Genomic DNA, 14,572 nt, shown 5'->3' on the forward strand with positions numbered 1-14,572 from the left:
TGCCAGCCCGCTCAGAGATGTGTATAAGAGACAGGACCTGGGAGGCGAGCGCGGAGAGCGCCGCCCCGGCCCCCGAATCGTGACGTGCGACGGCCATGCACCCCGTTCGGCGGCCAGTCACATAGGTCTGCGGCCGTCTCGATCGGCAAAAAGTCAGGGACTGCGGTCGGTCACGGGGTCACGAAATCGAACAGCATCCCGATGTTCAGGCCGTACTGTTCAGTCGGACGATTCGGCGTCGCTGCCCATGATGCTGTTCGACCGGAGGTCGTCCTCGATGTCTTCGAGCGAGCGACCCATCGTCTCGGGCACGCGGAAGTAGATGTAGACGAAGCCGAGCACCCCGAAGAACCCGAGGGCCCAGAACGAGGCCGTCTGGCCGAAGCGCTCGATCAGCGAGAGGAAGGTGAGCGAGACGATGAGGTTCGCCGACCAGTTGAAGAAGGTCGTGATCCCTTCGGCGGTCCCGCGGACGCGGAGCGGGAAGATCTCGGAGGTCAACAGCCAGAACACCGGTCCGAGGCCGAGCGCGAAGAACGCGACGTAGAGGATCATGCTGCCGAGCGTGAAGTAGCCCACGACGCCCGACAGACCGGGGAGGTAGAAGCCGAGACCGAGCGCGCCGAGCATCACCGTCATGCCGCCGACGCTGACGAGCAACAGCGGCCGCCGGCCGATCCGGTCGGCGTAGTAGACCGCGACGATCGTGAGCGCGACGTTCACGATCCCGATGCCGATCGTCCCGAACAGCGACGCGGCCGAGCCGAGACCGATGTTCTGGAGGATGGTCGGGGCGTAGTAGAGCACGGTGTTGATCCCGGTGACCTGCTGGAGCACCGCGAGCGCGACCCCGACGGTGAGTGCGGGTCGGATCCACGGTTCGAGGACGTCCCGCCAGCTCCCCTCGGACTCGCGCTCGCTGATCTCCTCCATTCGCTGGATCTCGCTCTCGAAGTCCGCCTCGTTCCGGATGCGCGAGAGCACGTCCCGGGCTTCGTCGTGTCGGTCGTGTTCGACGAGCCACCGCGGGCTCTCGGGGAGGAAGAACATCGTGACTCCGAGGATCACCGCGGGTACCGCGGCGAACCCGAGCATCCAGCGCCACCCGATGATGCCGAGCAGCGAGGGCGCGAAGATCGCGTTCACGACGTACGCGACGAGGATCCCGACCACGATCATCAGCTGCTGGAGGAAGCCGAGCGTCCCCCGGATGTCCTCGGGCGCGGTCTCGGAGATGTAGAGCGGTCCGATCAGCGACGCGATCCCGACCGCGACGCCGAGCACGATCCGCCAGCCGATCAGCCACTCGACCGACGGCGAAACCGCGAGCCCGAGCGCCGCGACGAAGAAGATCACCGCGCCGACGAGCGTCAGCCGACGGCGACCGAACCGATCGGCCAGCCGCCCGCCGGTCGCCGCGCCGATCATCGCACCGACGAGCACGCTCACGGTGACCACCTCCTGGAGGAACGTCGAGAGCGTGAACGTCTCCTGGATGTAGGGCAGGGCCCCCGCTATCACGCCGGTATCGAACCCGAACAGGAGCCCGTTGAGCGCCCCGACGAACGCCATGACGTAGACGAACCGGGGGTGCTCCCGGTCGGCGTTCGCCAGTCTGTCGAGGTAGCTCATCGTCCACCGCCGACCGGTCGCCGGCCGCGCTTTCGCGGTTCGGTTATCGAACTCGGATCGCCTTCGGTATCAGTCGTGAGAGAACTATCCACACCCGGTCTATCTGGTTCGCCTATGAGTAAATTACGCTCTTTCTGAAACGATCGATGCGGTACGTTGATCCGTGCCTACCGACGAGGAGGAGAGTCCGGTGATCGGGGTCGTCTCGACGACTCAGCGAACCGCCGTCGCGGCCGCGTCCATGACCTCGATGGCCTCCTTTACCTCCTCGATATCCGTCGCGTAGGAGATCCGGGCGTAGCCCGCGCCGCGCTCGCCGAACGCGTCGCCGGGGACCACGACCACGTCGCGCGCGAGACACTCGTCGACCCAGCCATCGGGGACCTTCGGCATCGCGTAGAACGCGCCCTCGGGGGTCGGGGTTTCGAGGCCGGCGTCGGCGAGCCCGTCGAGGAGCACGTCGCGGCGCTCCTCGAAGGCGTCGACCATCTCGTGGACGCGGTCCTGTGGGCCCGAGAGTGCGGCCTCGGCGGCGTACTGGGCGGGCGCGGAGGCGCAGGCCTGGACGTACTGGTGGACCCGGAGCATTCTGTCCGCACGGCGCTCGGAGGCGGCGATCCAGCCGAGCCGCCAGCCGGTCATCGAGTAGGTCTTCGAACAGGCGTTCACCACGACGACGTTGTCCGTCTCGGCGAACGCCATCGGCGAGTGGTGCTCGCCCTCGAAGACGATGTGCTCGTAGACCTCATCGGAGATACAGAGCACGTCGTGTTCGTCAGCGATCCGGGCGAACTCGCGCATGTCGGTCTCGGACTGGACGGCACCGGTAGGATTCGCGGGCGAGCAGACCACGAACGCGGCGGTGTCGTCCGTGATGGCCTCCTCGATCGCTTCGGGGTCCATCGTGAGGTCGTCGCGGAGGCCGACGGGGGTCGGGGTTCCGCCCGCGAGGTGGGTCAGTGCGGCGTAGGAGACGAAGCCGGGGTCGGGAATGACGACCTCCTCGCCGGCGCTGACGTGGGCCTCGATGGCGAGGTGGAGCGCCTCGCTGCCGCCCGCGGTCGCGATGAGGTTCTCGGGTGGAACGTCGATCCCGTTGTCGCGGTCGTGTTTGGCCGAGATCGCTTCCCGGAGCGGTCGGATGCCGGGGTTCGAGGTGTAGCCGTCGGCGGCCCCGGATTCGATGGCCGCGACGGCGGCTTCGCGGGCGTTCTCGGGCGCGGGGAAGTCGGGCTGGCCGAGACNAGATGTGTATAAGAGACAGCCTCGAACACTTCGCGAATGCCACTGATGGCGATCCGTTCGACGCGGTCGGAGAAGTCGGTCATGGTTCTACAGGACGGCCGCGCGGCGATAACTGTTGATGTTCGTCGTCACTCCAGGTCGTCGCGGAGCGAATCGACGTGTGATTCGAGGACCGCGAGCGCGTCGTCGGGGTCGGTGTAGCCGTTCTCGTAGTCCGTGAACACGGCGTCCGCTTTGTCGAGAAACGTCTCGACGGCGGTTTCGGTGTCTGCCATATCGTTTCCAGCCTCCGCCGACGGTTATATTCGGTGTCTCGGTTTCCGGCCGCGTAGCGGCCGGTGCGGCCGCGGTGCGGTTGCGGTGCCTGGTGGATGAAGGGCGAGGGCGCGCAGCGCCCGAGGGCTTCGGCGGAGGTGATGCTGTGCGGCTGCGGTGGGTGGTGCATCCGCGCGAGCGGAGCGAGCGCGGTTCACCGCGAGTGAACGTAGTGAACGAGCGGGAGTTTTTAGTCCAGGTTTTTGCGACGAGTGGTTGGCGAGCGCAGCGAGCCAACCCGAGGAGTAAAAAAGTGGGTTCCGAAACCTCTAATCGGCTCCCGTCCGAGGGTGGCGCATGGCCGACGACGAGGCGGACGACGAGGAGGAAAACGAGCCGGTCGTCGAGCTCGGCGAGCGAAAGGCCGTCGAGGGCGCACCGCTCGCGCGGGTCGCCGCGCGACTCACGTGGGGGATCACCCGGTCCGACCTCGAACGCAGAGTGGGCGACATCGAGATCCGAACCCCGGACGGCCCCCGAACGGTGAGCGACGCCCTGAGCGACGTCGACATCACCTACTTCGAGCGCCGCCAGGAGTTCGAAGCCAGCGTGCGCGAGGCGGTCGGAACCGGGCCCGTGCCGACGGCGGACGACGACTCGTAGGCCGTCGGAAACGGCGGTAGCTGCGCGGCTTCTGTCCGTTCTCTCGGGAAACGATCGTTTCGACCGCTGATGGGGTCGACTCGTTAGCTGTCTTCCTTTAGCCGACCAGTAGCTGTAGCAGAGTGGCTCCCTCCGCGCCGTAGCTGAACGCGAGGTAGGCGATCCCGAAGAGCGTGGCGTTGTAGGCCCCGTGGATGAGTATCGGGACGACGAGGTTGTTCGTGCGTTCGTAGGTCGCGCCGAAGACGAGCGCGGGGACGAACAGAACCGCGACGGTGACCACGAGCGCCCGGACGGACCCGCTCAGCGCGAGGATGTGGACGGGCGCGAAGCTCGCGCTCGAGAGCACGACCGATCCGACCGGGCCGAACGATTCGCGGAGCCGCCCCTGGACGGCACCGCGGAACAGCAGCTCCTCGCCGGGGGCGATCAGGAGGAAGGCGAGCGGGATGAGCCACAGCAGGGTTCCCGGGTCCTGGAGGGCGGCCTGGTCGGTTCGTTCGGCCATCGGCGCGCCGATCGCGACGGCGGCGAACAACAGCGTAAAGACCAGTAGGAGAACGAGAAAGTAGCCACCGACGGTCCAGGCCACGTCGCGGATCGTCGGCAGTCGGGTTCGAACGAACGAGCCGAATCGTATGCCCCGCAGTCGGAGGTACGCGAGCGTGGTGATCGGGAAGGCGATACCCTGGAGGACGACCAGTCCGAGGACGGTCTCGGCGGTCAACGAGAGTCGTACGCCGAGGGCGGGAAGCCCCAACAGAACGGCGAGGCTGAGAACCCCTCCGAGGACGAACCCGGCGACGATGACCAACACGGCGACCACGACCGCCCGGAGGCGGCCCATCAGTCCGGCTGTCGTTGCCATGACGACTGTCGGTCGCGGGGGGTCAAAAATCCGGGTATCGTCTCACGCGAACGCGTCGAGTCGCGACTGAACGCCAGCCACCATCGTCGACTTCCGGCGGAGCCGCCCGAGCGAGACCGGGAGCTGCGGTTCGAGGTCGCGGAGCGCGTTCCCGAAGGACTCGGCTTGCCCGCCCTCGGCGTCGAAGGCGTTGCGAACCGTCTCGCGGACCTGCCAGACGCCCGTCGGGCCCCAGTAGTCGGGCGTCACGTGCCGGAGGACGAGCACCGAGGCCTGGCGGTTGCGCTCGCGGAGGTGTTCGAGCACACCCAGTCGAGCCGCGTAGTACGCCCCTGCGGTCTCGGTGACGTAGCCCGTCCGGCCCTCGTAGCCCTCGCGGTCGGCGGCGATCCACATTCCCCGATCGGGGTCGGGGTTCCAGACGCTGCCCGGGGCTTTGAGCTCGACGAGCTCGAACTCCCAGTCGCCGGGCGCGAGCAGCACCCAGAACTTGTTTCCGAGGTACTCGTTGTAGTAGACCTCGGTCTTATCGACCGCCGTGGCGTTGTGGACCCCGCCCCGGAGGAATTTTCCCACCGTGTCGTCGACCGCGGTGATCGACCAGCGGGTGGGAACCAGCCGTCGAGTCTCGGTCTCGCCGAGCGCGCCCGCCGAGAGGATGGTGTTGATGTCGTAGACGTCGTAGCCCCGGTTGTAGAGGTAGTTCATCGCGCCCTCGGCGCGCCAGTCGTCGTCTTCGAGGGTCTTCTTCACCGGGCGCGGGACGTGCGGGTTCTCGGTGAGCGTCGCGCTCTTGGCGTGGGCACGGGGACCGGTCGGCGAAGAGACGTCCGCCTCGGAGACCGAGAAGTCCACGTCGAGCGGGCCGTCGAGGCCGACCTCGATGTCCACCGGCCTATCGGCGATGGCGACCTCGCGCTGGGTGCCGAGAAACCCGTTCCAGGCGTCGGCGACGTTGCCGACGTCGGTCTTCCGGGAGGTGTTGACCAATCCCGTCCGGTGCTGGAAGACGTCCTCGATCGAGAAGCCCTGGTCGTACCACTGGCCGCTGGTCTCGAAGTCGGCGGCGCGCTCCTCGTGGCCGACGGGCGAGAGCAGTCCGGTCGAGACGTTGGGGTACGACGACCGGCCGACGAAGATCGTCGGTGAGGTACTCCCGAGGAGGGCATCGCCGGAGACGCGTTTGTTGAACTCGTACTCGACGTCGTCGAGGTAGTCGGTGATGGCGTAGGACTTCTCCTTCACCAGTTCGCGACGCTCGGCGGCCTCGTCGCGTTCGATCTCCTCGAAATACTCGTCGAGTCGCATCGAACGTAACGAGGAGTCGAGCGGCTTTGAACGCTTGGGTGGACAGTGCTGGGTGACGGAATCGCTCGACAGCGACGCGGTCCGCTACGTTTCTTGCTCGCGCATCGCGGCACCGATGCCCGTCCCGATAGCGACGAGAACGGCTGTGATGAGGGCGGATACTGCGGCGCTCCTCCCGGAGAACCCGAGCCACGAGAACAGCACGATACCGCCGATGAGCGCGCCAAAGATCCCACCAAGCGCACCCTTCAGCCCGGTCTGAACCGTCGTTCTATCGAGGGACATGGATTCGTTTCGTCGAATGAACGACTGAACTCGGGGGGTCGTCTCGGTTTCGGTCGGCTCCTCGTGGGCTTGAACCCCCGGACCGGCGCGCGCTCGTCGCCCGTGTGCGAACGATAGTGAGCACCGGGCGCGGACATTGCGCGAGGGATGAGCACCGCAGCGAGCCGAAGGCGAGCGAGGAGCGCAGTCGGTTGGGGAGGCTCGTGGCTGTCGCTGGGCGGTCGGTGGTGCAGTAGCGGTTGCGGGGGTTGTTGGTAGTTGTACCGCGAGCGAGGCGGAGCCGAGCGAGCGGCCCTTTTTAGTCCAGGTTTTTGCGAGGAGTGGTTCGCCGGAGGCGAACCCGACGAAGCAAAAAAGTGGGGCTTTAGCCGTGGATGCCCATCGCCTCGATCTGTTCTTGATACCGATTCCGAATGGTGACCTCGGTCACCTGGGCGACGTCGGCGACCTCGCGCTGGGTCTTCTTCTCGTTACAGAGCAGGGAGGCGGCGTAGATGGCGGCGGCGGCGTAGCCGGTCGGGGATTTCCCCGAGAGCAGACCCTTCTCGGCGGTGGTCTCGATGATGTCGTTGGCCTTCGACTGGACCTCCTCCGAGAGGGTGAGCTCCGAGCAGAAGCGGGGGACGTACTTCTTCGGGTCGACGGGTCGCATCTCGAGTGCGAGCTCCTGGGAGACGTACCGATAGGTCCGGCCGATCTCCTTTCTGTTGACACGGGAGACCTCGGAGATCTCTTCGAGCGAGCGCGGGATGCCCTCCTTCCGGCAGGCGGCGTAGAGCGCCGAGGTGGCGACGCCCTCGATGGAGCGCCCACGGATGAGGTCCTCGGCGAGCGAGCGGCGGTAGATGACCGACGCGACCTCGCGAACGGAGCGGGGGACCCCGAGCGCGCTCGCCATCCGGTCGATCTCCGAGAGGGCGAACTGGAGGTTGCGTTCGCCGGCGTCCTTCGTCCGGATCCGCTCCTGCCACTTTCGGAGGCGGTGCATCTGGGAGCGCTTCTTCGAGGAGATGGAGCGACCGTAGGCGTCCTTGTCCTTCCAGTCGATGGTCGTCGTCAGGCCCTTGTCGTGCATCGTCTGGGTGGTCGGCGCACCCACGCGGCTCTTCTGCTGGCGCTCGGCGTGGTTGAACGCCCGCCACTCCGGGCCGGGGTCGATGTTCTCCTCCTCGACAACGAGTCCACAGTCCTCACAGATGAGCTCGCCCCGGTCCGCGCTCTTGACCAGGTTCTCGGAATCGCACTCCGGACACCCCCGCACGCCCTCTCGTTCGTCGTCTTCGGTTTCGGTCTCGGCCTGCCGCTCCCGCTGACGAGTGGACCGTGTCATTGCACTTTTATAGTAGTATCGTGGCGAGTTATAAACTTTGTGTGGGTCCCCGTTCGGCCCGCTTTTCCCGCGCTGTCCGGCGGCTTTGCCGGTGTCCGTCCGTTGAAGGTCGTCGTTTCGGTCCGGATCGACGTCCGGCGACCGACCGGAATCGCTTTGGCCGCGCTGGCTCGACTCGGGGTGATGCCCGTGATGGAGTGCGACATCGAGCACGCCCGCGAGCGCCTCGAAACCGCCGGGGTCGCCGTCGAACCGGGGAACACCGACCACGAACGCTGGCGAGCCACCCACGAGGGGGCGACCGCGGTGGCCTACGAGGGAAAGCTCGTGATCCAGGGCGCGAACCCGGCGAAGCTCGAAGCGATCGTTCGCGAGGCCGGCGGCCGCGCCCACTGTTACTTCGATGGCGCGTCGCGCGGCAATCCCGGTCCCGCGGCGGTCGGCTGGGTGATCGTCGACAGCTCGGGGATCGTCACCGAGGGGAGCGAGCGGATCGGCGAGACCACCAACAACCGCGCCGAGTACGAGGCCCTGCTGCGCGTGCTCGAACTCGCCCGGGAGTACGGCTTCTCGACCGTCGACATCCGGGGTGACTCCCAGCTCGTCGTCGAACAGGTCCGGGGGGCCTGGGACACCAACGACCCCGGGCTCCGCGAGCGCCGGGTCCGGGCGCGCGAACTCCTCGACGGGTTCGACGAGTGGTCGATAGAACACGTCCCGCGCGAGGTCAACGAACGGGCCGACCGCCTGGCGAACGAGGCCTTCGATGGCTGAGCTCCCGACCGAGGTCGCCGACGAGGCCGAACGGCTCACCCGGCTCGCGCGGACGGCGACCGACCCCAACGAGCGCGCCGCCCGCCGCGAGCGCCGCGACGACCGTCTCGCCGGGCACGGGTTCACGGCACGGGTCCGCGAGGACCCCGACGGGGACGTCCTGGTCTGCTATCCGAGCGAGTGGATCGTGGACGGGGAGGTTCAGGTCGATCGGATCGAGGACACGGACCGGGCGGTCGAGCGCCCGCTCTCGGGAATCGAGCCGGGAGGGGACTGGGAAGCGCTCGCGACGCACAACAACCGCGTCGCCGAGCGCGTCGCCGACGCCCACGGTCCGGTCCACGGCGCGAACGCACGCGTCTTCGCTGATTTCATGAGCAACCACCGCGCCCGCCGGGTGGGGACGGCGACCGAGGCAGACCGGGCGGAGTTCCGAACCGAGTACTTCGTCCGGAACGCCTGGCCCACCGACGACCAGCGGGCGGCGGTCGAGACCTCGCTGTCGCTGGTCGCGGACGTGGCTTCTACGCTCGAAAACGACGGGTGACCCCGGTCGGGGTCCGGTTACTGCGTCTCGACGAGGTCCCGCACCGTCTCCGCCCGGTCGTCGTCGGTGACGAACTTCGAGAGGGTCCATTCGAGCTTGTCGATGACGGCATCGTAGCCCTCGTCGGTCAGCTCGTACTGGTTGGTTCGTTTGTCGAGCTCGCTCTTTTCGACCAGCCCGAGCTCGACGAGGTCGTCGAGGTTGGGGTAGAGCCGCCCGTGGTTGACCTCCGAGTCGTAGTACGATTCGAGCTCGCGCTTGATCGCCAGCCCGTACATCGCGTCGTCCGACAGGATCGCGAGGATGTTCTGTTGGAACGCCGTGAGGTCGCGGGCGACGCTTCGGTCCGTTACCGTTCGTGTCTCTGACATCGGGCCGACAGATGTCATCTAACTATTTAATACTTCCTAACTATATCGGGAAACGGGGAGATCCGGCCGGGAACCGACGGAGCGGGCTTTTCGGTCGGGAACCGAACCCGCTGCCGGTTCGCGAACGCGATACCGTGGAGCAGACGTTCGGATAGAAAATACTTTTTGGCTGCCTTCCGGAGGGGGGATGATGGTGAACCTCTGGACGGACCTCGAGACCGGCCCGGACGCGCCCGAGACGATCCACGCCGTGGTGGAGTGTCTCAAGGGCGACCGCAACAAGTACGAGTACGACAAGGACATCCCCGGGATGGTGCTCGACCGGGTGCTCCACTCGAACGTCCACTACCCCCACGACTATGGCTTCATCCCGCAGTGTTACTACGACGACGGCGACCCGTTCGACGTGCTCGTGTTGGTCGAGGACGGGACCTTCCCCGGCTGCGTCATCGAGGTGCGGCCGGTGGCGCTGATGGGGATGGACGACGACGGCGAGCAGGACGACAAGGTCATCGCGGTCCCGGTCGAGGACCCCCGATTCGACCACATCGAGGACTTGGAGGACATCCCCCAGCAGGAACGCGACGAGATCACGGAGTTCTTCGAGACCTACAAGAACCTCGAAGCGGGCAAGGAGGTCGAGACCCTGGGCTGGGAGGACAAGCAGGCGGCCCACGACGCGATCGAGCACGCCCAGGAGCTCTACGAGGAACAGTTCGGATAGCCCCCGAAGCGGTTCTTTTTCCGGCCCCACGTACCGAAAACGACGACCGAAAGCGAACCATCTTTGTGTCCCTCCGGAGTTAGGCCTCCATGGGACTATTCGACCGGATCCGCGGCGACGACGACGCCCCACGGGTCGCTTTCTTCGGCATCGACGGCGTTCCGTACAGCCTGATAGAGGACAACCCGGACGTCTTCGAGAACCTCACCGCGATCGCGAACGAGGGGAGTTCGAACGCGATCGAGTCGATCGTGCCGCCCGAGTCCAGCGCGTGCTGGCCCTCGCTCACGACCGGCGTGAACCCGGGCGAGACGGGCGTCTACGGTTTCCAGGACCGCGAGGTCGGCTCCTACGAGACCTACGTCCCGATGGGCCGCGACGTCCAGGCCGACCGCGTCTGGGACCGCGTCGAGGACGCCGGTCGCGACGCCACCGTGATGAACGTCCCCGTCACCTTCCCGCCCCAGCGCGACGTCCAGCGGATGGTCTCGGGCTTCCTCTCGCCGGGCGTCGACGAGGCCGCCTACCCCGACGAGATGCGCAACACCCTCAACGGCACTGGCTACCGGATCGACAACAACGCCAAGCTCGGCCACGACGACGACAAGACCGAGTTCATCGAGGACGCCCACGACGTGCTCGACGGGCGCTTCGAGGGCTTCAGCCACTACATCGAGCAGGACGACTGGGACCTCTTCTTCGGCGTGTTCATGACCACCGACCGAGTGAACCACTTCCTATTCGAGGACTACGAGCGCGACGGCGAGTACAAGGAGGAGTTCCTCGACTTCTACAAGAAGGTCGACGACTACCTGGGTCGGCTCCGCGAGATGCTGCCCGAGGACGTCACGATGGTCGTGGCCTCCGACCACGGCTTCACCACCCTCGACCACGAGGTCCACTTCAACGCGTGGCTCGAACAGGAGGGCTGGCTCTCCTACGAGGACGACGACCACGACAGCCTCGCCGACATCTCGGAAGAGGCCGAGGCCTACGCCTTCATCCCCGGTCGGTTCTACATCAACCTCGAAGGCCGCGAGCCCCGCGGCGGCGTCCCCGAGGACCAGTACGAGGAGAAGCGCGCCGAGCTCAAGGCGGAACTCGAAGCCCTCGAAGGGCCCGACGGGAAGAAGGTCTGTGAGCGCGTGGTCGAGAAGGAGGAGGCCTTCCGCGGCGACCACGACGACATCGCCCCGGACCTCGTGGCGATCCCGAGCCACGGCTTCGACCTCAAGGCCGGCTTCTCCGGGCACGACTCGGTCTTCGCCACCGGCCCGCGAAACGGGATGCACAGCTTCGACAACACCTCGCTGTTCGTCGACGAACCCGGCGTCTCGATCGGCGACGACACCAACCTCTTCGACATCGCGCCGACGCTGCTCGACTACATGGACGTCGACTACGACCGCGGCGAGTTCGACGGCGCGAGCCTCCGATAGGTCGTCGGCTCGAACCGACCTATCGATTGTCCAGCTGAGCGTCGTGCGGATCCACGATTCGGCAGTGTCGTGGTTTCGCCGAACGTGCTCGTGACGCGTCGGGCGGTGCCGAGATCGGATCGAGCAGCAGCGACAGCCACCACCGAATCGGGGTCGAGTGTCGATTTAGGCCAACCACTCGTCGGGTTTGGTGTCGTAGTCGACGTCGGTGGCGGCGATGTCCTCGACGGCCTCCCAGGGCAGGTCCTCGACGGAGAAGTCCATCCCGTCGTACCGGATGAGCTTGCCGCGCTCGGTCGGCTCCGGTTCGCGCTGGCGGCGTTTGGCGACCTCGAGGTCGTGGTCGTCGAGCTCCTTCACGATGGTCTTGAGGTTCACGGGTCGCCCCCAGAGGTTGAAGACGCGTTCGAGGGTCTGGCGGGTCCGTTCGAGGTCGAGCATCACACCGTTGTAGTGGTGGGCCAACAGGAGCTCGTTGCGGTTGTTGTAGTTGCCGTCGTGGACGGTGATGGTCGGCTTGCCGAAGTTGGTGAACTGGAGCAGGAGCTTCTTCTTCACGTCCTCGTAGTCGGTCGAGGTCGCCCGGTAGTCGCCCGTGGTCCGGGTGAACTCGTAGGTGAAGTAGTCGTTGTCGTCGACGAACTCCTGGGTGAGGAACTCATCGAGGAACGTCACGTCGTTGTGGCTCTCGCGGATCTCGAACAGCCGGTCCCAGCCCGCGGCGTACTCGACGTCCGCGAGGGCGTCCTCGATCGTCGCGTACCGCGAGTCGTCGAAGAGGTAGCGCGAGACCCGTTCGAGCTCCTCACGACTCGTTCGCGCGAGGAAGCCCCGGTTCTGGGGTTTGACCAGCGAGTAGTGGCGCTCGGCCATCCCCTGATAGGTGAACAGCTTCCACGGGTAGCGCTCGATGTCGACCTCGCCGGACGTCGCCTCGGCGAGCGCCTCGCCGTCGACCCGCGGGTCGGCGGGATCGAGCGCGTCGAGGCGGTCCGGGTCGACCGCCGCGACCATCGGGTCGGGGTCGAGGGCGTCCTGAGCCGCCGCGAAATCCACCACGTCGTGGAAGTTCCGCCAGGTTACCCCCTCGACCCGCAGCAGGCGCTCGCAGACCTCACGGCGATTGACGGTGTTCTCGATGTACTCCCAGAGCTCCTTGCCGAGCTTGTAGGGGTTGAGTCCGGGAGAGGCGAGCACCCGCGCCTGGTGGTCGGCGTAGCTCAGGAACTCGTCGGTACCGGCGAAGGCCTCCTCGCCCATCATCATCGACTCCCAGTAGGCCGCCCAGCCCTCGTTCATCACCTTCGTCATCCGCTGGGCCGCGAAGTAGTAGGCCTCGCGCCGGAGGAGTTCGAGCACGTCGCGCTGCCAGTCGGTCATCTCGACGGCCTTCCCCGACTCGTCGTCGTAGGCCATCCCGTGCCGCCAGAAGAAGGCGAGGAGGTCCGCCTCGGGTTCGGGCGGTACCGTGGCCGACTCCTCCTCGGCGCGCTGGGCGTCGAGCCACTCGTCGTCGAAGACTTCCTCGACCACCGCCGATTCGAGGTCGAGCTCCGCGAGCTGGTCCGCGATGTCGTCGATCTCGATGTCGGCGGGTTCGTCGGCGCTCGCGCTCGCGAACGCCCGGTGGCGGTCGATGTTGGTGTCGAGACACTGGATGGTGTCGACCCAGCGCTCGACGGCCTCGCGTTCGATTTCGGGGTCGGCCATGTAGTCGGCGATGGTGTCGGCGTGGCGCGCCAGCATCGCCGCGGCGTTCGGCGTCCGTCCGCCGCTGAACAGCCCGAACCACTGGTTGTGGGCGAAGAAGTCGGCGTGGGCCTCGACGTGGGTGATCACCGCCTTCTGGTCGGCCAAGGAGTTCGACTCCTGGAGGAAGGCGTGGGCGGGGTCGTCGTTGTTGACGATCTCGAAGGCCTTCCCCCCGAGGAACTGGTTCTGTTTTCGCTGGCGGTCGTACTTCATCCCCCAGCGCCAGTGTGGGTATCGCGTCTGGAAGCCGTCGTAGGCGATGAGTTCGTTCATCTCGTCGTAGTCGACGATCCAGTAGTTGACGGCGTAGGGCCGGAGCCCGAGCTTCCGGGCGAGGTTCGCGGCCTCATCGACCGGCTCCTCGAGCGATTCGGCGATCCGCTGGGCGGTGATGCGGTCGGTGTTACTCATTGTCCTCGTCCTCGGTGTTCAGGATCGTCTCGATCGCGGCCACCACGTCGTCCGCGCCGTTGACGTAGGCCACCGCGACGTTCGCAGCCTCGCCGAAGTGGCGTTCGACCTCCTCGGCGTGGGTGGCGTTGATCGCGTTGCCCGACGGTTGGGTCTCGACGTAGGCGTGGAGGTTCGCGGGGATCCCCTCCATCAGCGGGATCACGCGCTCCTCGGTGTCGTTGCTCGAGTTCTCCGAGTCGCCCGCGGCGAAGACGTACCGGTTCCAGTCGCTCCAGGGGTACTCCTCGTCGAGCACCGCGCCCGCGAGCTCGTAGGCCGAGGAGATCTTGGTGCCGCCGCCGGAGCGAATGCCGAAGAACTCCTCGCGCTCGACCCGCCAGGCCTCGGCGTCGTGGGCGATGTAGACGAACTCCGCGCGGTCGTACTTGCCCGTGAGATACCAGTCGAGCGGGGTGAAGGTCCGCTCGACGAGCTCGCGCTTGCGCTCGCGCATCGAGCCCGAGACGTCGCGGATGTTCACCACGACGACGTTCTTCTCCTGTTCTTCGACCACCTCGGGGTAGCGGTAGCGCTCGTCCTCCCGGCGGAACGGGACGTGGTCGATGCCCTCGCTCCGGATCCGGGCGGCGGTCCTCGTCTCCTCGACGTTCGCCTCCATCTCGTCGATGCTCGCCCACCGCGAGCGCTCGGCGGCCCCGAGTTTACCGTACTCGTCGTCGAGCCACGCGTGGCTCACCGGGAGGTGTCGCTCCCGCGCCCACCGGAAGACCCCCTCCGGGCCCATCCCGTCGACCCGGAGCGCCTCGCGAACGTAGTCGCGGTCGAAGTCCATCGCGAGCTTGCGCTTCAGCCCCTGTTTGAACATCCGCTCGAAGTCGAGGGTGCTGTTCGGCCCCGTCCGACTCACGTCGGTGTAGTCGCCCTCGGTCTCCTCGACCACGCGCTTGCCCTTGGGTTCGAGGTCG

14 protein-coding genes and 1 pseudogene are annotated in these 14,572 nt (G+C 66.6%); 5 read left to right on the forward strand and 10 right to left on the reverse strand.

Annotation, left to right across the window (positions count from 1 at the left end):
- Positions 1-219 precede the first annotated feature (219 nt).
- The 3 genes and pseudogenes from C447_RS08630 to C447_RS18165 all read right to left on the reverse strand — a co-directional run bounded on the left by C447_RS08630 (position 220) and on the right by C447_RS18165 (position 3,152).
- Positions 220-1,632: a sugar porter family MFS transporter gene (locus C447_RS08630; protein WP_007692967.1), complete on the reverse strand. Its 1,413-nt coding sequence runs from the start codon at positions 1,630-1,632 to the stop codon at positions 220-222.
- A 213-nt stretch (positions 1,633-1,845) separates the two neighbouring features.
- A pseudogene (locus tag C447_RS08635) lies at positions 1,846-2,960 on the reverse strand (pyridoxal phosphate-dependent aminotransferase).
- Positions 2,961-3,005: 45 nt separating this feature from the next.
- Complete coding sequence (locus tag C447_RS18165) at positions 3,006-3,152, reverse strand: hypothetical protein (RefSeq protein WP_007692970.1); 147 nt, start codon at positions 3,150-3,152, stop codon at positions 3,006-3,008.
- A 337-nt stretch (positions 3,153-3,489) separates the two neighbouring features.
- Between C447_RS18165 and C447_RS08640 the strand changes: the two genes are divergently transcribed.
- On the forward strand, positions 3,490-3,795 hold the full coding sequence (locus C447_RS08640; protein ID WP_007692971.1) for a DUF5789 family protein: 306 nt from the start codon (positions 3,490-3,492) through the stop codon (positions 3,793-3,795).
- A gap of 97 nt (positions 3,796-3,892) precedes the next feature.
- On the opposite strand, the gene C447_RS08645 is transcribed toward C447_RS08640, so the two are convergent.
- From C447_RS08645 to C447_RS08660, 4 genes are all read right to left on the reverse strand, one after another.
- Positions 3,893-4,663 carry a CPBP family intramembrane glutamic endopeptidase gene (locus tag C447_RS08645; protein ID WP_237713438.1) on the reverse strand — a complete coding sequence of 257 codons (771 nt, stop codon included), beginning with the start codon at positions 4,661-4,663 and terminating at the stop codon, positions 3,893-3,895.
- A 42-nt stretch (positions 4,664-4,705) separates the two neighbouring features.
- Positions 4,706-5,971, reverse strand: coding sequence for a DNA repair protein NreA (gene nreA / locus C447_RS08650; protein WP_007692974.1), 1,266 nt, complete (start codon positions 5,969-5,971; stop codon positions 4,706-4,708).
- An 84-nt stretch (positions 5,972-6,055) separates the two neighbouring features.
- Positions 6,056-6,256, reverse strand: coding sequence for a hypothetical protein (locus C447_RS08655; protein WP_007692976.1), 201 nt, complete (start codon positions 6,254-6,256; stop codon positions 6,056-6,058).
- 364 nt (positions 6,257-6,620) lie between these two features.
- On the reverse strand, positions 6,621-7,586 hold the full coding sequence (locus C447_RS08660; RefSeq protein ID WP_007692978.1) for a transcription initiation factor IIB: 966 nt from the start codon (positions 7,584-7,586) through the stop codon (positions 6,621-6,623).
- A 183-nt stretch (positions 7,587-7,769) separates the two neighbouring features.
- Between C447_RS08660 and rnhA the strand changes: the two genes are divergently transcribed.
- The gene (rnhA, locus tag C447_RS08665; protein ID WP_007692980.1) at positions 7,770-8,360 is read left to right on the forward strand and encodes a ribonuclease HI; all 591 of its coding nucleotides are present in this window, start codon (positions 7,770-7,772) and stop codon (positions 8,358-8,360) included.
- Positions 8,353-8,907: a DUF7108 domain-containing protein gene (locus C447_RS08670; RefSeq protein ID WP_007692981.1), complete on the forward strand. Its 555-nt coding sequence runs from the start codon at positions 8,353-8,355 to the stop codon at positions 8,905-8,907. Before rnhA ends, C447_RS08670 begins: the two co-directional genes overlap by 8 nt.
- Positions 8,908-8,924: 17 nt before the next feature.
- Here the strand turns inward: C447_RS08670 and C447_RS08675 are convergent, their stop codons facing one another.
- Positions 8,925-9,278 carry a PadR family transcriptional regulator gene (locus C447_RS08675; protein WP_007692983.1) on the reverse strand — a complete coding sequence of 118 codons (354 nt, stop codon included), beginning with the start codon at positions 9,276-9,278 and terminating at the stop codon, positions 8,925-8,927.
- A 190-nt stretch (positions 9,279-9,468) separates the two neighbouring features.
- Between C447_RS08675 and C447_RS08680 the strand changes: the two genes are divergently transcribed.
- Both C447_RS08680 and C447_RS08685 read left to right on the forward strand, forming a co-directional pair.
- Complete coding sequence (locus C447_RS08680) at positions 9,469-10,002, forward strand: inorganic diphosphatase (RefSeq protein ID WP_007692985.1); 534 nt, start codon at positions 9,469-9,471, stop codon at positions 10,000-10,002.
- 89 nt (positions 10,003-10,091) lie between these two features.
- Complete coding sequence (locus tag C447_RS08685; RefSeq protein WP_007692987.1) at positions 10,092-11,441, forward strand: alkaline phosphatase family protein; 1,350 nt, start codon at positions 10,092-10,094, stop codon at positions 11,439-11,441.
- Positions 11,442-11,606: 165 nt separating this feature from the next.
- Here the strand turns inward: C447_RS08685 and C447_RS08690 are convergent, their stop codons facing one another.
- Complete coding sequence (locus tag C447_RS08690) at positions 11,607-13,604, reverse strand: SpoVR family protein (protein ID WP_007692988.1); 1,998 nt, start codon at positions 13,602-13,604, stop codon at positions 11,607-11,609.
- On the reverse strand, positions 13,597-14,572 hold a 976-nt coding region (locus C447_RS08695), incomplete at its 5' end, for a DUF444 family protein (protein WP_007692989.1). The genes C447_RS08695 and C447_RS08690, both read right to left, overlap by 8 nt.

This window comes from Halococcus hamelinensis 100A6 (genome assembly GCF_000336675.1).
GTDB lineage: Archaea > Halobacteriota > Halobacteria > Halobacteriales > Halococcaceae > Halococcus > Halococcus hamelinensis.